Source organism: Pseudosulfitobacter koreensis (genome assembly GCF_024733015.1).
GTDB classification, from domain to species: domain Bacteria; phylum Pseudomonadota; class Alphaproteobacteria; order Rhodobacterales; family Rhodobacteraceae; genus Pseudosulfitobacter; species Pseudosulfitobacter koreensis.
Genome location: NZ_JANKJG010000006.1, coordinates 177,109 through 197,255 on the forward strand (window position 1 = coordinate 177,109; position 20,147 = coordinate 197,255).

General features: G+C 63.5%; 19 protein-coding genes and 1 tRNA gene. 13 read left to right on the forward strand and 7 right to left on the reverse strand.

What is annotated here, in order from left to right; genetic code table 11:
- Nucleotides 1–21: 21 nt before the first annotated feature.
- From NTA49_RS10305 to NTA49_RS10315, 3 genes are read right to left on the reverse strand one after another with little or no spacing between them, the layout of a single operon-like run.
- On the reverse strand, nucleotides 22–282 hold the full coding sequence (locus NTA49_RS10305; RefSeq protein WP_258294663.1) for a WGR domain-containing protein: 261 nt from the start codon (nucleotides 280–282) through the stop codon (nucleotides 22–24).
- Nucleotides 283–284: 2 nt separating this feature from the next.
- Nucleotides 285–995, reverse strand: a complete 711-nt coding sequence (locus tag NTA49_RS10310) for a response regulator transcription factor (RefSeq protein WP_258294664.1) — start codon at nucleotides 993–995, stop codon at nucleotides 285–287.
- The gene (locus NTA49_RS10315; RefSeq protein WP_258294666.1) at nucleotides 992–2,893 is read right to left on the reverse strand and encodes a PAS-domain containing protein; all 1,902 of its coding nucleotides are present in this window, start codon (nucleotides 2,891–2,893) and stop codon (nucleotides 992–994) included. Before NTA49_RS10315 ends, NTA49_RS10310 begins: the two co-directional genes overlap by 4 nt.
- Nucleotides 2,894–2,986: 93 nt before the next feature.
- Here NTA49_RS10315 and NTA49_RS10320 point away from each other — a divergent pair, with 93 nt between their 5' ends.
- The 9 genes from NTA49_RS10320 (at nucleotide 2,987) to NTA49_RS10360 (ending at nucleotide 13,291) form a co-directional block, all read left to right on the forward strand.
- Nucleotides 2,987–3,637: a DUF1007 family protein gene (locus NTA49_RS10320; protein WP_258294667.1), complete on the forward strand. Its 651-nt coding sequence runs from the start codon at nucleotides 2,987–2,989 to the stop codon at nucleotides 3,635–3,637.
- Nucleotides 3,622–4,545 carry a nickel/cobalt transporter gene (locus tag NTA49_RS10325; protein WP_258294668.1) on the forward strand — a complete coding sequence of 308 codons (924 nt, stop codon included), beginning with the start codon at nucleotides 3,622–3,624 and terminating at the stop codon, nucleotides 4,543–4,545. Before NTA49_RS10320 ends, NTA49_RS10325 begins: the two co-directional genes overlap by 16 nt.
- A 137-nt stretch (nucleotides 4,546–4,682) precedes the next feature.
- Complete coding sequence (locus NTA49_RS10330) at nucleotides 4,683–6,653, forward strand: AMP-binding protein (RefSeq protein WP_258294669.1); 1,971 nt, start codon at nucleotides 4,683–4,685, stop codon at nucleotides 6,651–6,653.
- A gap of 58 nt (nucleotides 6,654–6,711) precedes the next feature.
- Entirely contained in the window at nucleotides 6,712–7,530 is an 819-nt protein-coding gene (locus NTA49_RS10335; RefSeq protein WP_258294670.1) for an ABC transporter ATP-binding protein, read from the forward strand.
- Nucleotides 7,531–7,562: 32 nt separating this feature from the next.
- Nucleotides 7,563–8,579, forward strand: a complete 1,017-nt coding sequence (locus NTA49_RS10340; RefSeq protein ID WP_258294671.1) for a branched-chain amino acid ABC transporter permease — start codon at nucleotides 7,563–7,565, stop codon at nucleotides 8,577–8,579.
- 93 nt (nucleotides 8,580–8,672) lie between these two features.
- Entirely contained in the window at nucleotides 8,673–9,749 is a 1,077-nt protein-coding gene (locus NTA49_RS10345; protein ID WP_258294672.1) for a branched-chain amino acid ABC transporter permease, read from the forward strand.
- A gap of 95 nt (nucleotides 9,750–9,844) precedes the next feature.
- Complete coding sequence (locus tag NTA49_RS10350) at nucleotides 9,845–11,128, forward strand: ABC transporter substrate-binding protein (RefSeq protein ID WP_258294674.1); 1,284 nt, start codon at nucleotides 9,845–9,847, stop codon at nucleotides 11,126–11,128.
- 72 nt (nucleotides 11,129–11,200) lie between these two features.
- A complete protein-coding gene (locus tag NTA49_RS10355; RefSeq protein WP_258294675.1) occupies nucleotides 11,201–12,025 on the forward strand; it encodes an ABC transporter ATP-binding protein in 825 nt (274 codons plus the stop codon).
- 60 nt (nucleotides 12,026–12,085) lie between these two features.
- On the forward strand, nucleotides 12,086–13,291 hold the full coding sequence (locus NTA49_RS10360; protein ID WP_258294676.1) for a phenylacetate--CoA ligase family protein: 1,206 nt from the start codon (nucleotides 12,086–12,088) through the stop codon (nucleotides 13,289–13,291).
- 105 nt (nucleotides 13,292–13,396) lie between these two features.
- Here NTA49_RS10360 and NTA49_RS10365 read toward each other — a convergent pair whose 3' ends face one another.
- Nucleotides 13,397–14,143: a MauE/DoxX family redox-associated membrane protein gene (locus tag NTA49_RS10365; RefSeq protein ID WP_258294677.1), complete on the reverse strand. Its 747-nt coding sequence runs from the start codon at nucleotides 14,141–14,143 to the stop codon at nucleotides 13,397–13,399.
- Nucleotides 14,144–14,383: 240 nt separating this feature from the next.
- Here NTA49_RS10365 and NTA49_RS10370 point away from each other — a divergent pair, with 240 nt between their 5' ends.
- A complete protein-coding gene (locus NTA49_RS10370) occupies nucleotides 14,384–15,229 on the forward strand; it encodes an alpha/beta fold hydrolase (RefSeq protein WP_258294678.1) in 846 nt (281 codons plus the stop codon).
- Between the two features lie 51 nt (nucleotides 15,230–15,280).
- Nucleotides 15,281–16,951, forward strand: coding sequence for an ABC transporter permease (locus tag NTA49_RS10375; protein ID WP_261368257.1), 1,671 nt, complete (start codon nucleotides 15,281–15,283; stop codon nucleotides 16,949–16,951).
- A gap of 50 nt (nucleotides 16,952–17,001) precedes the next feature.
- On the opposite strand, the gene yghU is transcribed toward NTA49_RS10375, so the two are convergent.
- The 3 genes from yghU to NTA49_RS10390 form a co-directional block, all read right to left on the reverse strand.
- On the reverse strand, nucleotides 17,002–17,871 hold the full coding sequence (yghU, locus tag NTA49_RS10380; protein WP_258294681.1) for a glutathione-dependent disulfide-bond oxidoreductase: 870 nt from the start codon (nucleotides 17,869–17,871) through the stop codon (nucleotides 17,002–17,004).
- 222 nt (nucleotides 17,872–18,093) lie between these two features.
- The gene (ykgO, locus tag NTA49_RS10385; RefSeq protein ID WP_005850168.1) at nucleotides 18,094–18,219 is read right to left on the reverse strand and encodes a type B 50S ribosomal protein L36; all 126 of its coding nucleotides are present in this window, start codon (nucleotides 18,217–18,219) and stop codon (nucleotides 18,094–18,096) included.
- A gap of 82 nt (nucleotides 18,220–18,301) precedes the next feature.
- Nucleotides 18,302–18,376, reverse strand: a tRNA-Val gene (locus tag NTA49_RS10390).
- A 149-nt stretch (nucleotides 18,377–18,525) separates the two neighbouring features.
- On the opposite strand from NTA49_RS10390, the gene NTA49_RS10395 reads away from it, so the two are divergent.
- Together NTA49_RS10395 and NTA49_RS10400 are read left to right on the forward strand one after the other, a co-directional pair.
- Nucleotides 18,526–19,386, forward strand: coding sequence for an N-formylglutamate amidohydrolase (locus tag NTA49_RS10395; protein WP_258294683.1), 861 nt, complete (start codon nucleotides 18,526–18,528; stop codon nucleotides 19,384–19,386).
- A 78-nt stretch (nucleotides 19,387–19,464) separates the two neighbouring features.
- A complete protein-coding gene (locus NTA49_RS10400) occupies nucleotides 19,465–20,145 on the forward strand; it encodes a nitroreductase (RefSeq protein ID WP_258294684.1) in 681 nt (226 codons plus the stop codon).
- Nucleotides 20,146–20,147 lie beyond the last annotated feature (2 nt).

Here is a 20,147-nt window from a genome sequence, read left to right on the forward strand (position 1 = left end):
CTGCCCCTCGCCCTTGCGGGCTCACCCCGGAGTTTTTCGGGCAAGATGAAGCGGGGAGGTGTCGCGGATGTATCCCCGATCAAGGGCGCGCTGGCGGTGGCTGTCGGCGGCGCGGGATGCAGCGCGCAGGTCGGTGTGGCAGGAGGTGATCGTGCGCGGTGTGCCGCCCACGGCACCCCATTCGCGGGTGACCGAGGCCTCTTCGAAGAGGTTGCGCGAAATCTCGACGCGGTAGAACAGCGGGCGGGCCTTGCCGGTGCGGTAAAGAAGGGCTTGCAGCATCGTCAGCTCCAGTGGACGTCACCGAGAAAGATATAGCCTGCGCCGTAGATTGTCTTGATCAATTGCGGATTTTTCGGGTCTTCGCGCAGTTTCGTGCGCAGCCGCGAGATGCGCACGTCCATCGCTCGGTCAAAGCTTTCGCCCGCACCGCCGCCCAGCTGTTCCTGCATCTGCGCGCGCGAGATCAGGCGGCGGGGACTGGAGAGGAACAGGCGCAGCACCTCGCCTTCGGCATGGGAGAAGGGGGTTTCCGAGCCTGCGTCGTCGGTCAGCACATAGCGGTCGAAGGAGGCGGTCCAGCCCTGGAAAAGGGCGGTGTTGCCGCTGTGGGCGGGTTGCTGGGTCGAGCGCAGGCGGGCGCGGACGCGGGCCACGACTTCGGCGGGATCGAAGGGCTTGATGATGTAGTCGTCGGCACCCAGTTCCAGCCCCGTCACCTTGTCCTGTACCTGTGCACGTCCCGAGATGATGATGACCGTGGCGCCCTGTTCCAGCGCGAGCCGGTGCACGATGGTCAGCCCGTCGGTGTCGGGCAGGCCCAGATCGACCAGGCAGACATCGGGCTGGTGCGTCTTCAACGCGGCCTCGAAGGCCGAGGCGCGCCCGAAGCTGAGGGTGCGAAACCCCGCCTCTTCCAGCGCGTCGGCCAGCATGGTGCGGATCGCCGGTTCGTCGTCAAGGATGGTCACGAGGGGGCTGTCGGGTCTGTTCATTGTGCGGCCTGTGGCATCAGGAGGGCGGCAAGGTCTTCCGCCGAGAACGGCTTTTGCAGCACGGGCGCGCGGGCGAGGGCCGCGCGGTGCATCGGGTCGCCCACCGGGAGCGAGGTCATCAGGATGATCGGTGTGCCTGCGTCCTGCAAGCGGTCCACCAGATCCAGCCCCGAGGCACCGCCGAGCCGGATATCGCTGAGGATCAGGCCGATGTCGGGCAGATCGGCGGTCAGGGCAGTGGCTTCGTCGACGCTGGTGGCCTCGACCACCGAATGGCCAAGACCCATCAACATGTCGCGGTAGAGCGTGCGCAGGTCGTCGCGGTCTTCGACCAGCAGGACCATGCCGCCGGTCACCGGTGCGGGGCGGTTGAGCGGCAGGCGCAGGCGCACTTCCGCTCCGCCGCGGGTGTTCCTGAGGCTCAGGTGCCCGCCCGCCGTCTTGGTCATGTCATAGACCATCGGCAGGCCCAGGCCCGATCCCTCGCCGCCCTTGGTGGTGAAGAAGGGATCGCAGGCCTTGTGCAGCGCCTCTTCGGAAAAGCCGGGGCCGGTGTCGGTGACGGAAAATTCCACCCAGGTCTCGCCGATGGCAGCGGCGGTCAGGGTGATCGTGCCCTTTACGCCGCAGGCATCGCGGGCGTTCAGGATCAGGTTCAGCAGGCTGTCCTGTACCATCCCGTTGTCCAGAAGCAGGGGGCCGGACGGCAGCGTACAGTCGACACGCAGCGTCTGGCCCGCGGGCAAGGTCGGCGAGGCCAACGTCGCCACATCCGCCAGCAACCCCGCAACCTCGACCGGGCCGGGGCGCAGGGGGCGCGCGGCGGTGGCGTTGGCGATGCCGTTCAACAGATCGCCACCCCGACGTGCGGCGGCACGGGTGCCTTCGATCAGCGGTTTGGCGTCGCCGGGCAGGCCGTCCATCCGCTCAAGCTTGCTTTGCAGGCCGAGGATGATGGTCAGCAGGTTGGAGAAGTCATGCGCGAGGCCGGAGGTCATCTGCGCCGCCAGCGCCCGTTTGCGGTTCTGTTGCAGGGCCACGCGGGCCTGGGTTTCCTCGGTCACGTCCATCGACAGGATATAGGCACCCCGGTCGGTGTCGGGCGTGAACGCCACGCGGATGCGGCGCGCGCTGGGTCCGTCCGTAAACTCGAACACCGAAGCGCGCCCCTCATAAGCGGCTTGCAGGTGCGGCGCGATCAGCGCGTGGTTCACCGGTCCCAAGGCCTCGGAGATATGCAGGCCCATGAGGTCGCTGGGCCGGTCGGGGATGATGCTGGACAGGCGGCGGTTGGTATAGGTGTAGTGGCCCGTTTCGCTGACGTGGGCGATGTGCGCGGGCATCATTTCGGTGACCAGACGGGTGCGTGCCTCCATCTCGGTCAACTCGCGCTTAGCCTCCTTCAGCGCGGCGACGGTGGCCGACAGCTGGCGGTTGGTCGCGGCCAGTTCCTCGGATCGCGACAGCACCATATCCGACAGCGCATCCGAGCGTGCGCGCAGCATATGCTCCTGATCCTTGGTGCGGGTGATGTCGGTATAGACGGTGACCCAGCCACCCTGTGGCAGCGGCGCGCCCTCGACCGAGATCGTGCGTCCGTTGGCGCGGGTGCGTTCCATGTAATGCGGCTCGAACGCGCGGGCGGTGCTGACACGCTCAAACACGAAGGTTTCGATGTCGTCGATGGGGCCATATTCGCCGTGGGTGGCGATGTGGCGGATCGTGTCCTCGAACGTGGCGCCGGGTTTCACCAGCGCATCGGGCAGGTTGAACATCTGCTGAAAGGCCACGTTGCACACCGAAAGCCGCAGGTCGCTATCGTAGATCGACAGGGCCTGCGCGATCAGGTTCAGCCCCGCTGTGGTCAGCGCTCGGTTCTGGTCATCGTTCTTTGGCACGTGGCGATCCTCCGCCGATGGGGGTAGCACCGCGGGTCGTTTTCGCAAAGGGGTGGTTTGCGCGCGCCCGCGAAGGGGATTACAGATTGCGCCATGAGATCCCTCGCCGCAATCGCTTTGATCTGCACCGCCACCGCCCCACAGGCACATCCGCACATCTTTATTGATGCGGGTTTGGTGGCGATTGTCGATGATGCGGGCGCGCTGCAGGCGGTCGAGGTCACTTGGGCCTACGATGCGTTCTATTCGCTGCTGATCACCGAGGATTTCGGGCTGGACCCGGACGGTGATGCGGTTCTGACGCCGCAGGAAGAGGAACAGCTGCGTGGTTTCGACATGCAGTGGATTCCAGGATACGACGGCGATCTGGTCGCGCGGCTGGACGGTGCGCCGCTGAAGCTGTCGCGGCCGCGCGATGTTTCGCTGGTGATGCGCGAGGGGCGGATCGTGACGACGCATGTGCGCGATGTGGTGGGTGCGCCCGTGCTGGCCGGTCACAGCCTGTCGATGAAGCCCTTTGATCCGACATATTACACGGCCTATGACGTCACGCTGAACGTGACCGTCGAGGGGCTGGACGGGTGCATGATCGCGCGCCATCTGCCCGATCTGGATGCAGGGATGAAACAGATGCAAAGCGCGCTGTCGAAACTTGGCCGGGATGAGGATGCGATCGAGGCGGGCTTTCCCGAGGTCGGCGAGGCCTTTGCGACCGAAGTTGAAATGACATGCGCGCCCCGCTGATCGCCTTGCTTGCGGCGCTGGCCGCGCTGGGCTGGTGGCTGTCGCCCGGTGGCGGGCTGGGACAGATCGGCCAGATGGCTGCGGGTTATCAGCGGTCGTTCCAGAACGAGATGGCGCTGACGCTGCGTGCGACGCGTGCGGGCAATCCCGGGGCGTTCTGGACGCTTTTGGGTGCGTGTTTCGCTTACGGCTTTTTTCATGCGGTCGGGCCGGGGCACGGCAAGGTGATTATCGGCGGCTATGGGTTGGGACGTCGGGTGACGGTGCTGCGGTTGGGCGTAATCGCCCTGCTGTCGTCGCTGGGGCAGGCGGTGACGGCGATTGTGCTGGTGCAGGGCGGTCTATGGCTGTTCGCGCTGACCCGCGAGCAGATGGTCGACACCGCAGAGGATGTGATGGCGCCGGTCAGCTACGCCGCGATTGCGCTGATCGGGCTGTGGCTGTTGGGGCGTGGCGCGCGGCGGTTGCTGCGGCGCAGCCCTGCGGGTGGTCATTCGCATGACAACGACCAGAGCCACGACCACAGCCACAACGACGGGCATTGCGCCACCTGCGGGCATCGCCATGCGCCAAGCGTGGAAGAGGTCGCAGGCATCAACTCGGTTCGCGAAGCGGTGGTGCTGATTGCGGGGGTGGCGATCCGGCCCTGCACCGGCGCGCTGTTCGTGCTGGTGATCACCCATGGCATGGGCATCCTGCCCGCTGGCATCGCGGGTGTCTTTGCGATGGCGATCGGCACGGCGGTGGTTACCGTCGCCGTCGGGACCGGTGCCGTGGGGTTGCGCAGCGGCCTGCTGGGCAGCGTCGCGGGCAGCCCGATGGCCGCAAGCCTGCTGCCGGTGATCGAAATCGCGGCAGGTGCTCTGGTGGTGATCGGCGCGGGCGGATTGCTTTTACGCGCCCTGTAACAATTCGTAAGAATTCCGCAAACATCCCGAAAAAGTTGACCGCGAGTGTGCTGACAGCGTGATGCGCGGGGAGGATTCGCGCGTCATGCGGGGAGGGCCTGTTGCGACGACCGCAGCGGGTTTGGGAGGAGAATACATTGACCAAGACGCTGGAAGGCGCCGATGGACTGACGTCCATACCGGCGTTGCTGCATCGCAATGCGACCAAGTTCGCAGATGCCCCTGCCTATCGCGAAAAAGAATTCGGTATCTGGCAAAGCTGGAGCTGGTCGCAGGCACTTGATGAAATCGAGGCGCTGGCGCTGGGGATGATCGACCTTGGTGTGGCCGAGGGCGATTTCGTCGCGGTGATCGGGCGCAACCGGCCTCGGCTCTATTGGGCGATGATGTCGGCGCAGATGTGCGGGGCCATTCCGGTGCCGCTCTACAGTGACGCCGCCGCTGAAGAGATGACCTATACCTTGGGGCACTGCGGCGCGAAATACGTGATCGCGGGCGACCAGGAGCAGGTCGACAAGGTCATGGAAATACAAGGCGACCTGCCGCAGTTCGAGGAGATGATATATCTCGACGCGCGTGGTCTGCGGAAATACGACCATGAAAAGCTGCGGTCCTATGCGCAGGTGCAGGACACCGGGCGCGCCAGGCGAGACGACCTGATCGCCGACATGAAGGCCCGCATCGCCAAGCTGGATTACGACAGCACCGCCGTGATGCTTTATACCTCGGGCACCACCGGCAACCCCAAAGGTGTGGTGCTGAGCAACCGCAATGTGATCGAGACCTCGCGCACCAGCTCCGAATTTGACCACCTGCGCCAGACCGACGACATTCTGGCCTATCTGCCGATGGCATGGGTCGGCGATTTCATCTTTTCCGTCGGCCAGGCGCTGTGGACCGGGTATTGCACCAATTGTCCCGAAAGCCCCGAGACGATGATGACCGACCTGCGCGAAATCGGGCCGACCTATTACTTTGCCCCGCCGCGCGTGTTCGAAACCCAGCTGACCAACGTGATGATCCGGATGGAGGATGCGAGCAAGCTGAAGAAACGCATGTTCGACCACTTCATGGCCCATGCGCGCAAGGTCGGCCCCGATCTGCTGGACGGCAAGCCCGTCAGCTTCATGGACCGGATGAAATACAAGCTGGGCGATCTGCTGGTCTACGGCCCGCTGAAAAACACGCTGGGCTTCACCCGCGTGCGCGTCGGCTATACGGCGGGCGAGGCCATCGGGCCGGAAATCTTCGATTTCTACCGCTCGCTGGGGATCAACCTCAAACAGCTCTACGGTCAGACCGAGGCCACCGTCTACATCACCGCCCAGCCCGATGGCGAAGTGCGCAGCGACACCGTGGGCGTCGTGTGCCCCGGCGTCGAGCTGAAGATCGAGGACAACGGCGAGGTCTACTACCGCTCGCCGGGCGTGTTCGTCGAGTATTACAAGAACCCCGAAAGCACCGCCGACACCAAGGATGCCGAGGGCTGGGTCGCCACCGGCGACGCGGGCTTTATCGAGCCTGACACGGGCCATCTGCGGATCATCGACCGCGCAAAGGACGTGGGCAAGATGGCCGACAGATCGCTGTTCGCGCCCAAATACGTCGAGAACAAGCTGAAGTTCTATCCCAATATCCTGGAGGCCGTGGTCTTTGGCAACGGGCGCGACGAGTGCACGGCGTTCATCAACATCGACCTGACCGCCGTCAGCAACTGGGCCGAGCGCAACAACATCGCCTATGCGTCCTATCAGGAGCTTGCAGGCCACCCGCAGGTGCTGGCCACGATCCAGAGCCACGTCGAGGCGGTGAACCGCTCGGTCGCCGAGGACGAGATGCTGTCGGGCTGCCAAGTCCACCGCTTTGTCGTGCTGCACAAGGAACTGGATGCCGACGACGGCGAACTGACCCGCACCCGCAAGGTGCGCCGCAAGAAGATCGAAGAGAAATTCCACGACATCATCACGGCGCTCTACGACGGGTCCAGACAGATCAGCACGGTGACCGAAGTGACCTATGAAGACGGCCGCAAGGGCGCGATCAAGGCGACGCTGGAGATCCGCGAAGCGGCCGTCGAGAAGGTGACGACGCGGATGGCGGCGGAATGATGGGCCTGGCTTTTCTCGGAGCGCAGATGCAGCGGCCAACAATGCAGGGAGACGTGTGATGCTGGACCAGTCAGAAGGCTACACAACCGCGGACGGTCGCAAGATCGGTCCGGTGGTGATGGAGATGAAGAACATCACCCTGCGTTTTGGCGGCGTCGAGGCGATCAAGGACATCTCGTTCGACATCCGCGAGGGCGAAATCCGCGCGATCATCGGGCCGAACGGTGCCGGTAAATCGTCGATGCTGAACGTGATTTCGGGGTTCTACGTGCCCCAAGAGGGCCAGGTATTCTATCAGGGCCAGCCGCGCCCGCCGATGAAACCCTATCAGGTGGCCCGCCAGGGCATTGCGCGGACGTTCCAGAACATCGCTCTGTTCGAGGGCATGACCGTCTTGGACAACGTGATGACCGGGCGTCTGACCCATATGAAGACCGGCTTGTTCTGGCAGTCGATGTGGAAGGGCCGCGCCGAGACGGAAGAGACCGTGAACCGCGAAGTCGCGGAAAAGATCATCGACTTTCTGGAAATTCAGGCGATCCGCAAGACGCCCGTTGCACGGCTGCCTTACGGGCTGAAAAAGCGGGTCGAACTGGCGCGCGCGCTGGCCGCCGAGCCGTCGCTGCTGCTGCTGGACGAGCCGATGGCGGGCATGAACGTAGAGGAAAAAGAGGACATGAGCCGCTTTATCCTGGATGTGAACGACGAATTCGGCACCACCATCGCGCTGATCGAACACGACATGGGCGTGGTGATGGACCTGAGCGACCGCGTGGTCGTGATGGATTACGGCAAGAAGATCGGTGACGGCACCCCCGACGAGGTGCGCGGCAATCAGGATGTGATCGACGCCTATCTGGGGGTCGCACATGACTGATGCAACGATGTGGAATGTGAAGGAACTGCGCGATGTCTGAGGCTTTTCTCTATACGGTAGAGGTGTTCCTGAACGGTCTGATGGCCGGGGTGCTTTATGCGCTGGTCGCACTGGGCTTTGTGCTGATCTACAAGGCGTCGGGCATCTTCAACTTTGCCCAGGGGGTCATGGCGCTGTTCGCGGCGATGACGCTGGTGGGCTTTCAGAACGGGCAGGTGCCGTTCGCACATCTGATCAACGCGACCTTCGGGCTGCATGTGACGACCTTCGGGTGGAACCTGCATTCGACTGTCGCGGTGTTCCTGACGGTGCTGGTGATGATCGCGCTGGCCTGGGCCGTGCAGCGGTTCGTGTTCCGGCATCTGGTGGGACAAGAGCCGATCATCCTGTTCATGGCGACCATTGGGCTGGCCTATTTCCTCGAAGGGGTCGCGGACCTGATGTGGGGCTCGGAAATCAAGACGCTGGACCTGTGCTGGGCCGTGGGCGCATGCCTGCCGCAAGGCGGAAACCTGTGGATCGAACAGGCGACCGAGGGGCTGGGCGGTGAAGGCTTCTACGGCTTTTTTATCGACAGTCTTGATATCGTGGCCGCGCTGGTGGCGATGGTGCTGGTCGCGGCACTGGTGGCCTTTGCCCAGTATACCAAGCAGGGCCGCGCGATGCGGGCCGTGGCGGATGACCACCAGGCGGCGTTGTCCGTGGGCGTGTCGCTGAACTTTATCTGGATACTGGTGTGGTCGCTGGCGGGCTTTGTGGCCTTGGTCGCGGGCATCATGTGGGGCGCGAAATCGGGCGTGCAGTTCTCGTTGTCGCTGATCGCGCTCAAGGCGCTGCCGGTGCTGATGCTGGGCGGATTCACATCCATCCCCGGTGCCATCGTCGGCGGGCTGATCATCGGCGTCGGTGAAAAGCTGTTCGAGTTCCTGATCGGTGCGCCGTTCCTGGGCGGGGCAACCGAGAACTGGTTCGCCTACATGCTGGCGCTGGTGTTCCTGGTGTTCCGTCCGCAGGGTCTGTTCGGGGAGAAGATCATTGAACGTGTGTGATCCGGTCATAGCGGACGCGGGGGCCAGCCCCCGCACCCCCGGGATATTTGCAGCCAAAAGAAACAAAGGCCTCCGGGCTGTGGGAGAAGTCTGATGTTTTATCGTGAAGCAGGCGAATTCAGCACGACATACAAGGATGACAGCCAGACCTTTCCGATCAAGTTCGACCGGTGGCGTTACTACTTCGTGCTGTTCGTGGCGGTGTTCGTCATTCCGTTCATGGTCAACGACTATTGGGTCAACTCGATCTTCCTGCCGTTCCTGATCTATGCGATTGCCGCGATCGGGCTGAACATCCTGGTGGGTTATTGCGGGCAGGTGTCGCTGGGCACCGGCGGGTTCATGGCTGTGGGCGCCTATGCGTGCTACAAGCTGATGACTAGCTTTCCCGATGTCAGCATGTTCGTGCATGTCATCATTGCAGGCGCCATCACGGCGGTGGTCGGGGTGCTGTTCGGTCTGCCGTCCTTGCGCATCAAGGGGTTCTACCTGGCGGTGGCGACGCTGGCGGCGCAGTTCTTTCTGGTGTGGCTGTTCAACCGCGTGCCGTGGTTCTACAACTATTCCGCTTCGGGCCAGATCAACGCACCCGAGCGTGACACATTCGGCGTGCTGATCACCGGGCCCAACACCGAAGCCTGGGCTGCCTATCTGTTCTGCGTGGTCTTCACCATCGTCAGCGCCGTGATCGCACGCAACCTGACGCGCGGATCTGTGGGACGCAAATGGATGGCAATCCGCGACATGGACATCGCCGCCGAGATCATTGGGGTGAACCCGCTGACCGCCAAGCTGAGCGCATTTGCCATCTCGTCGTTCTTTGTCGGCGTCTCGGGCGCGCTGTTCTTCAGCGTCTATCTGGGCGCGGTCGAAGTGGGCGAGGTCTTTGGCATCAACAAGTCGTTCCTGGTGCTCTTCATGATCATCATCGGCGGGCTGGGCAGCATCTTTGGCAGCTTTGCCGGGGCGGCCTTTCTGGTCCTGTTGCCCGTGGCACTGAAGGTCGTGGGCGTGGATTGGCTGGGCTGGCCCACCGACATCGTGGCGCATCTGCAGCTGGTGATCGTGGGGGCGCTGATCATCGTGTTCCTGATCGCCGAGCCACATGGCATCGCGCAGCTTTGGCGCGTGGCCAAGGAAAAATTGAGATTGTGGCCATTCCCGCACTGACGGGGCTGGCGACCAAGACTGGCGGGGACGAACCCTGCCCTGCGTAAGGCTCCGGTAAAGGGGCTGCATCGGAAAAACCAAGGGAGGAAACACCGATGAAGATGAAGTTTGCGACAATGGCGGTTGCTGCCGTGATGGCGGCAGGCCCGGTGATGGCGGATCTCGTGTTCCCGTCGCTGAGCTATCGGACCGGGCCCTATGCGGCCAGCGGCATTCCCTTTGCGGATGGATATGCCGATTACTTCACCCTGCTGAACGAGCGGGATGGCGGCATTGGAGGTGCCCCCGTCCGCATGGTGGAATGTGAAACCGGCTATAACACCGAAAAAGGCGTGGAATGCTACGAATCCACCAAGGGTGAAGGCGCGCTGGTCTATCAGCCGCTGTCCACCGGCATAACCTATCAGCTGATCCCCAAGGCGACGGCTGACGGCATCCCGATCCACTCGATGGGCTATGGCCGGACGTCGGCGTCGAACGGCACCGTGTTCAGCCACGTGTTCAACTATCCCGCCAACTACTGGGATGGTGCGTCGGGTGCGATCAACTATCTGCTGGAAGAGAACGGTGGCAATCTGGACGGCAAGAAGATCGCGCTGATCTACCACAACTCGGCCTATGGCAAGGAGCCGATCCGCACGCTGGAAGAGCTGCAGAAACAACATGGTTTTGAGCTGACGCTGCTGCCCGTCGACCACCCAGGTCAGGAGCAGAAATCGCAGTGGCTGCAAATTCGCCGTGACCGTCCCGACTATGTCGTGATGTGGGGTTGGGGCGTGATGAACCAGGTTGCCGTGCAAGAGGCGGTGAACATCCGCTATCCGATGGAAAACTTCATCGGTGTGTGGTGGTCGGGTTCCGAAGCGGACGTGATCCCCGCAGGCGCTGCGGCGAATGGCTACAAGGCGCTGACGTTCCACGGCGTCGGCAAGGACTATCCGGTCTATGACGACATCCAGAAATTCGTTCTGGACGCAGGCAAGGCTGCCGGTGCGGGCGACCAGATCGGTACGGTCCAGTATAACCGTGGCATGTACGCCGCGATGCTGGCAGCCGAGGCGGCGCGGACAGCGCAGGAAATCCACGGCACTGCGGACATCACCCCCGCGATGATGCGCGATGGCATGGAAGCGCTGGAGATCACCGAAGAGAAGATGGCCGCACTGGGCCTGCCGAACTATGGCCCCGCGTTCAAGGTGTCGTGCGAACAGCACGGCGGGCCCGGCCTGGTTGGTGTGACCCAGTGGGATGCAGCCGCACAGCAGTGGAACGTGATCTCTGATTACAAACCCACCGACCGCGAGCTGATCGGGCGTCTGATCGAAGAGGACTCGGCTGCCTATGCCGCCGAGAACAACATCGAGCCACGCTGCAACTAAACCCCCTTTCTCCGGCGGCGGGGTGCCGTCGCCGGAGATCCATCTGAACATTGCCATCGGGACAGGTTGATCATGCTGGACGCCGCAAAAACTGACGAGACCTTGCTTGAGGTCAACAACATCGAGGTGATCTACAATCACGTCATCCTGGTGCTGAAAGGCGTCAGCCTGTCGGTGCCCAAGGGCGGGATCACCGCCCTGCTGGGGGGCAACGGCGCGGGCAAGACCACGACGCTGAAAGCCATCAGCGGCCTGCTGGCCTCGGAGCGGGGCGAGGTCACCAAGGGCTCGATCAAATATCGCGGCGATGCGATCCAGCACACCGACCCGGCCGAAACCGTGAAACGCGGCGTCGTTCAGGTGATGGAAGGCCGTCACTGTTTCGAACACCTGACCATCGAGGAAAACCTGCTGACTGGCGCCTATACGCGCACCGACGGCAAGGGCGCCACGGCAGCGGACCTTGAGATGGTTTACGATTACTTTCCACGGCTGCGCGAGCGCCGCAAGTCGCAGGCAGGCTACACCTCGGGTGGCGAGCAGCAGATGTGCGCGATCGGTCGCGCCCTGATGAGCCGCCCCGAGACGATCCTGCTGGACGAGCCCAGCATGGGCCTGGCGCCGCAACTGGTCGAGCAGATTTTCTCGATCGTGAAATCGGTCAATGAAAAGGAAGGCGTGTCCTTCCTGCTGGCCGAACAGAACACCAACGTGGCGCTGCGGTTTGCGCATTACGGATACATTCTGGAATCGGGTCGCGTGGTCATGGACGGCCCCGCCGCCGAGCTGCGCGAGAACCCCGACGTGAAGGAATTCTATCTTGGCATGTCTGATGAAGGCCGCAAATCGTTCCGCGATGTGCGGTCCTACCGGCGGCGCAAGCGCTGGCTGAGCTAAGCCCGACCGACGACAGGGGCTGCGGCCCACCTCTCATATAGACGAACAGGACACCTTCCGATGCCGGACACAGCGTATTTTGACGATCTGGAAACCCGCAGTGCGGACCAGCGGCAGGCCGAGCAGGCGACCTTGCTGCGCGACCGGCTGGCGTCGATATCCCATGCCTCCGCTGAGTGGCGCGCGGCGGCGGCCGAGGTGCAGGGCCCGGAGGATCTGGTCAAGCTGCCGGTGATGCGCAAATCGGACCTGTCGGCGTTGCAAAAGGAAAACCCGCCCTTCGGGGGCATCGCGGTCAGCAATCTGGCGCATGTGTTCCAGTCGCCGGGCCCGATCTACGAGCCGGGCGGGATCAGCCACGACTGGTGGCGCATGGGGCGATTCCTGCACGCGGCAGGCATCGGCAAGGGCGATATCGTCCAGAACTGCTTTGGCTATCATCTGACGCCTGCGGGCATGATCTTTGAATCCGGTGCGCGGGCGGTCGGCGCTGCCGTTTTGCCTGCGGGCACCGGTCAGACCGAACTGCAGGTGATCGCGGCGCGCGACATCGGCACCACCGCCTATGCCGGCACGCCGGATTACCTGAAGGTGATCCTGGACAAGGCCGACGAGATGGGTGTGACCCTGAAGCTCACGCGCGCGGTCGTGGGTGGCGGGGCGCTGTTCCCCAGCCTGCGTCAGGAATACGCGGACCGCGGCATTGCTTGCCTGCAATCCTATGCCACCGCCGATCTGGGCAACATCGCCTACGAGACCCCGGCAATGGAAGGGATGATCGTGGACGAAGGCGTGATCGTCGAAATCCTGACCCCCGGCACCGGCAACCCCGTCGAGCCGGGCGAGGTGGGCGAGGTCGTCGTGACATCGCTGAACCCCGATTATCCGCTGATCCGCTTTGCCACCGGCGACATGAGCGCCGTGATGGCCGGGCAAAGCCCCTGCGGGCGCACCAACATGCGCATCAAGGGCTGGATGGGACGCGCCGACCAGACCACCAAGATCAAGGGCATGTTCGTGCGCCCCGAGCAGGTTGCCGCGCTGGTTGCCAAACATGGCGATATCGCCCGCGCGCGGGTGATTGCGATGCGCGACGGGCAGCAGGATGCGATGACCGTGCGGATCGAATCGGATGGTGGTGATGCACACAGCTATGCCGCGAGCGTGGTCGATACGCTGAAACTGAAAGGTACGGTCGAGATCGTGCCCGTGGGCAGCCTGCCGCGTGACGGGTTGGTGATCGAGGATCAGCGGACGTACGATTGAGGCTTGAGCGTTTGGCGAGCTCTGCCGACAGTTGTTAGAAGAAAGGGGGCTCTGCCCCGAGCGCCTGGCGGCGCTCCCCCGGAGTTTATTTGGCAAGATGAAGCTCTAGCCTGCGATCATGCGGATCAGCATCCATGTGCCCATGCCCGCCATCGCGAGATTTTCGCTGAGCGAGATGAACCCGAGCGGCACGTTGTCGTTGCCCCCGGTGCAGGCACATTTCAATTCGCGTTTGTCGATATAGACCGCCTTGAACACCGACACCGCGCCGACGGTGCCGACGAAGAGCGCGAGTGGGGCCGCTAACCACAGGGCGACACCGGCCAGCATCAGCACGCCAGCCGTCGCCTCGGCGTAGGGGTAGAAATAGGCATAGGGCACCCAGCGGCGCGCCAGCAGGTCGTAGTTCAGGAACATCGTTGAAAACTGTTCGACGTCCTGCAGCTTTTGCAGGGCGAGAATGGTCATCGCGGTGGCTACGAACCACGGGATCACGCGCCAGTGGAGGAGCGTGCCGTGGACATTGATCGCGATGGCCAGCGCGATCAGGAACGATATGGCAAAGATCACCAACACGGGGCGGTAGGATTTTTCGTCGCCTTCGCTGACCCTGTGGCCGAAAAAGCGGCGCAGATCATCGTGGCCGCCGATACGTTCGCCCCCGATAAAGGTTTGCGGGGTGGTCTCGACATTGTGCGCGTCCTTGAACGCGTCGGTTTCGTCGCGGGTGGTCAGGTGGTGGTCTTCGACGTCGTAACCGTGACGCTCGAGCAGGGATCTGGACTTGAGACCGAAGGGGCAAAGGTGATCGGGCATGACCATACGGTACAGGCGGGCGGTTTTCTCGGTCATTTGCTGTGCTCCTCGTCTTTGGCGATCGGTGTCGGGGTCCGTGGTGGTAAAACGGGCTTGCAGGGCTGGAAGGTTCCGAAGTTTCTGTGCGCGCCCGGATGGCCTGCGCGACATTTTGTGATCGCGGGCGGGCTGGTGGTCACCGCCCCGCGCGGCTAGGACAAGGGCAGGAGACGTCGGATAAATCAGGGGCTGGCCGAGCGCATGTGGATCGTAAGGGTTTTGTTGGTATGCTGCCTGTTGGCAGCCTGTGGCACCCGGCCCGAGCCGTCGCGGGCCCCGGTCACGCCGCTGCTGTTCAACGCCGCCGACATCGAAAGGCAGGACAAGCTGCTGATCCTGGTGCCCGGCTCGATGACGCCGCTGGGCATTTTCGATCCCGTAGTGGAGTGGCATACCAAGGGCTATGCCTTTGCCGCCTATCGGTTTCCGGGCATGGACGGCCGCCCGCTGGACGGGCCGCTGGACATTGCGCGCGCGGCGCAGACCATCGTGACGCTGGCCGAGCGGTATCCCGACAAGGAGATCAAGCTGTTGGGGTTTTCCACCGGTGCCCCGATTGCGATGCTGGCGGCCAAGCAGATCGGTCCGCGCGCGCAGGTGGCGGCCATGTCCAGCGCGGTGGAGTTCGGCGGCGGGGCGCAGACCGGGCTGCGGGGGATCGACGACATTCTGGTGGCCGCCGCGCGGGCCAGATCGGTCAACAGCCGCAAGGTCTGGGAGGACTACTTTCCGGTGCTTCTGTTCGGACGCGAAGGCGCGCGGTCGCCCGAACGCGCGGACGATATCGCGCGCATCGCCGGGCGCGAGAAAAAGATCGTGGTCGAGCCGTCGTTCAACACCTTCAAGGCGCACACGATGGCGCTGGTGGGTTGGCAATTGCCCGAGGATTTCAGCCTGCCGCCCGGACAGGTGCATTTCTATGCGGGCAGTGCCGATACCGTGTTCAGGCCCCGGCAGGTGCGCAGGTTCGCGCAACGGGTCGGAGGCGCACCGATCACCTTCTATCCCGGCCTTGGGCATCTGCTCTATGTTGCAGAGCCGCGTGTGTTCGATGACATCCTTGCGTTCTTCGAGGCGAGCTAGGGCGGCGGCTGTGCTCTGGTCATTCCGACGGAAATGGTCGACATAAGGGCGATGAGCGATCAGGCGATACATTCCGCGGGGCGGCCCGCAAAAACCCGGCTGGCACCGCGCGGGCTGTCGACCGTTGCCCTGATGGCGGCGGCGATCTGTCTGCTGCCGATGGTGGCGGTCCTGCTTGCGTCCTTTGGCGGTGGTTTCGAGACGGTGCAACACCTGATGCAGACGGTGCTGCCGCGCTATGTCGGCAACACGCTGGCGCTGGTGCTGCTGGTGTCGGCGGGCACCTTCATGGTGGGCGTCGGTGCCGCATGGCTGGTGACGATGACGCGGTTTCCCGGTGTTCGGCTGTTCGAGATCGCGCTGGTGCTGCCGCTGGCCTTTCCGGCCTATGTGCTGGCCTATGCTTATACCAGTGTTCTGGATCATCCCGGCGTGGTGCAGTCGACGCTGCGGGCGGTGATGGGCTGGGGGCCGCGCGATTACTGGTTTCCCGAGATCCGCAGCCTGGGTGGGGCCGCGTTGATGCTGGTGCTGGTGCTTTATCCTTATGTCTATCTGCTGGCGCGGGCGTCGTTCCTGCAGCAATCGGGCACGACGTTTCTGGCGGCGCGGGCGCTGGGCAGTTCGGTCTGGGGTGCATTTTTCAAGGTCAGCCTGCCGCTGGCGCGCCCGGCCATCGCGGCGGGTGTGCTGCTGACGGTGATGGAGACGATCGCCGATTTCGGCACCGTGGCCTATTTCGGCGTGCAGACCTTTGCCACGGGAATCTACACCAGCTGGTTCAGCCTGGGCGACCGCACCGGGGCCGCGCAACTGGCGCTGTGCCTGCTGAGCTTTGCGCTGCTGCTGGCGATGCTGGAACGCGCGCAGCGCGGACGGGCGAAATATCATGATCCGTCGCGTGGCAGCAAAGGCGGCAATCCCCCTGTCGAGCTGCGGGGTCTTCGGGCAGCCCTGGCGATGGTGCTGTGCGGTGTGCCGGTGCTGCTGGGGGCGTTGCTGCCGATCCTGATTCTGGTGACCATGGGGCTCGCGTCCGAGCAGGATCTGACCAGTGCGCGCTATCTGGGCTTTGCGCGAAATTCACTGACGCTGGCGGCGATTGCGGCGATGCTGACGCTGGGAGCGGCGATTGCTGTGGGGTTCTACAATCGCATCCAGCCTGGGCCGCTGGCGCGCGGCGCCGCCTATGTCGCGCGGCTGGGATATGCCGTGCCGGGCGGGGTGATCGCGGTGGGGCTTCTGGTGCCATTTGCCGCCTTCGACAACCGGCTGGACGCGTGGATGCGCACCACGTTCGACATCTCTACCGGGCTGCTGATCACCGGGTCGATATGGTTGCTGGTGCTGGCCTATATGGTGCGGTTCCTGGCGGCGGCGCTGGGGGCCTACGAGGGCGGGCAGGCGCTGGTGCATGTGAACATGGACGCGGCCAGCCGGTCGCTGGGCAAGGGGCCGCTGGCGACGCTGCGCCGGGTGCATCTGCCGATCCTGACGCCCAGCCTGCTGACGGCGGCGCTGATCGTCTTTGTGGACGTGATGAAGGAACTGCCCGCGACGCTGATCATGCGCCCCTTCAACTATGACACGCTGGCGGTGCAGGCGTACCGGCTGGCCAGTGACGAACGGCTGGACGGGGCGGCGGTGCCATCGCTGGTGATCGTGGCGGTGGGGGTGCTGCCGGTGATCCTGATCTGCCGTCAGGTCGGGCGCAGCCGGTAACCGCAGAAGCGTCGCGGGCAGCCCCTTCGGGCCGCCCGCACCGGCGTTGCTCAGCTGTCGTCGCCGATCTTGTCCCAAGTCTGGGTTTCGAAATCCGACGCATCGTGGCGTTCGCGCAATTGGGTTTCGGGTGCGCCGAAGGCACGGTTGACCATGCGGCCCCGTTTCACGGCGGGCCGTGCGTCGATCTTTTTCGCCCAGGCCATCACGTTGGTGTAGCTTTCGACATCGAGGAAGGTCGCCGCCTCGTAGAGACGCCCCAGGACCAGTTGACCATACCAGGGCCAGATCGCGATGTCGGCGATGGTATAGTCGTCGCCCGCAACATAGGGATGATCGGCAAGCTGGCGTTCCAGCACGTCAAGCTGGCGTTTGACTTCCATCGTGAAGCGGTTGATCGGGTATTCCCACTTTTCCGGCGCATAGGCGTAAAAGTGACCGAAACCGCCGCCCAGATAGGGCGCGCTGCCCATCTGCCACATCACCCAGTTCATCACTTCGGTGCGCGCAGGGCCGGAGGCGGGCAGGAATTCACCGAACTTTTCGGCCAGGTGAAACAGGATCGACGCGCTTTCAAAGACGCGGACGGGCGTGTCGCCCGAGCGGTCCATCAGCGCGGGGATCTTCGAGTTGGGGTTGATCTCGACGAAGCCGGACGAAAACTGGTCGCCCTCACCGATGTTGATCAGATAGGCATCGTATTCCGCGCCCGCGTGGCCTTTTTCCAGCAGTTCTTCCAGCATCACGGTCGCCTTGACGCCGTTGGGCGTGGCCAGCGAATGCAATTGCATCGGGTGCTTGCCGACCGGCAACTCCTTGTCGTGGGTCGGACCTGCGACGGGGCGGTTGATGTTGGCAAACTTGCCGCCGCTTTGGGCGTCGTTGGTCCAGACGTCGGGTGGCGTGTAGGTGTCGGTCATCGTGAGTGCCTTTCGGTCAGGGGTTCTGGGGTAACCTATGGTCTTATGCCAAAGGCGCAAGGCCGCAGGATGACACTGGGGGCGCTGCCCCCGGCGCTGACGCGCCTCCCCCGGGATATTTGAAGGCCAAAAGAAGGGAAGGTGGGCAGAGCGCGATGGTTCGGGACATAAAAAAAGCCGCCCACTGTGGGACGGCTCTTTAAAACGTGATGTGTTGAATGCTCAACCTTGGCGGGCTTTGAACCGGCGCTGCGTCTTGTTGATGACGTACACACGGCCTTTGCGACGCACAACGCGGCAGTCACGGTGCCGGTTTTTGAGCGAGCGGAGCGAGTTGCGAACCTTCATGGCGCTTCTTCCTCATGTTTCATGGCGCGAAGCAGCGCCGGGGTTGCGGGCGTCCGGGCGGGTGCCCGAACAGTGAATAGAATGGTGGGCGATACAAGGATCGAACTTGTGACCCCTTCGATGTCAACGAAGTGCTCTACCGCTGAGCTAATCGCCCACTCTGGCCTTCACGAAACTTTGCCCCAAACAAGAATGGGGCGCGAGATTTCGCGCCGGTAGGGGGGCGTATAAAAGGAGTCGGAAGCGGGATCAAGGGCTTTTGATAAGCGTATTTCATGCGCTATGTTCTTTTCACGAGGAGACCTCATGCCAAAGCTTGCCTACGAAGTCCTGCACCCGGATGTTAACGCATCCTGTGTCGTGTTCGCCTCGCCCCATTCCGGGCGCGATTATTCCTGGCGATTCCTGCGCAGCACGGTGCTGAACGAACACCAGGTGCGGTCGTCGGAAGATGCCTTTGTCGACATGCTGTTCGACTGCGCGCCGCGTTTTGGTGCCAGCTTTCTCAAGGCAGGCGCGCCGCGTGCCTTTGTCGATCTGAACCGGGCGGCAGACGAGCTGGACCCCGCGCTGATCGAGGGGGTGCGTCCGCGCGGTCACAATCCGCGTGTCGCGTCCGGTCTGGGTGTGGTGCCGCGCGTGGTGGCCAACGGGCGCGCGATCTATCGCGGCAAGCTGACGTTGGAAGAGGCGCAGCGACGGATCGAGCTTTATTGGCGTCCCTATCACGCGATGTTGCAGCAGTTGCTGGACAGCGCACATCGGCGGCACGGGCAGGCGGTGCTGATCGATTGCCATTCGATGCCGCACGAGGCGATAGACAGCGTGGTGCGCGGCGGGATGAAGCGGCCCGATGTGGTGCTGGGTGATCGCTTTGGCGCCGCTGCGGGGGGCGAGGTCGTGGACCGGATCGAGGCGGCTTTTGCCGCCGCCGGGTTTGTGGTCACGCGCAATGCGCCCTTTGCCGGAGCCTATATCACGCAGGCTTACGGACGTCCCGCGCGCGGGCAACATGCGGTTCAGGTTGAAATCGACCGCTCGCTTTACATGAACGAGGCGCTGGTGCGGCCCAATGGCGGGTTCGAGGATGTGCGCGCAAGGCTGGAAACCGTCGTGGCCGAGATCGCGCAGATCGGTCAGGAGCGGATGCCGCTGGCTGCCGAGTGATCTGACGCGTCGTTACGCTGGTCCTTGTGCGATTTGCAGGTAGCTTGGCCCTTGAGACATGTCAGGGGAGAGACGACGATGGAACTGGATCAGGCAATTTCCGAACGGCGCAGCATCAGGGGGTTCAAACCCGACCCGGTGCCGCGCGACCTGCTGGAAGAGATCATCGCCCTGGCCAACCGCGCGCCGTCGTCGATGAACACCCAGCCCTGGCATTTTCACGTGCTGACCGGTGCCCCGCTGGAAGCCGTGCGCAGCGGCAATTCCGAACGGATGCTGTCAGGCGTGCCGCCGCAGCGCGAGATTGTGGACCACGGGGCCTATCAGGGTGTGCACCGCGACCGGCAGGTCGAAATCGCGGTCCAGCTGTTCGAGGCAATGGGCATCGAGCGTGACAACAAGGAAAAGCGGCAGGATTGGGTCATGCGCGGCTTTCGCCAGTTTGACGCGCCGGTGTCGGTCGTCGTGACCTTCGACAAGGATCTTGAGGGCGGCACCATCGCGCATTTCGATCTGGGGGCGGTGACCTACGGGCTGGTTCTGGCGGCGTGGAGCCGGGGACTGGGTGCCGTGATCAACGGACAAGGCATCATGCAATCGCCGGTGGTGCGCGAACATGCGGGCATTCCCGATGATCAGGTGATCATGACCTGCGTGGCGCTGGGTTGGCCGGACGAGGAATTTTCGGCCAACGCGGTTGTCTCGCGCCGCCGGGACGTCAGCGAAACCGCACGCTTCGTCGGCTTCGACCAAGCCTGAAC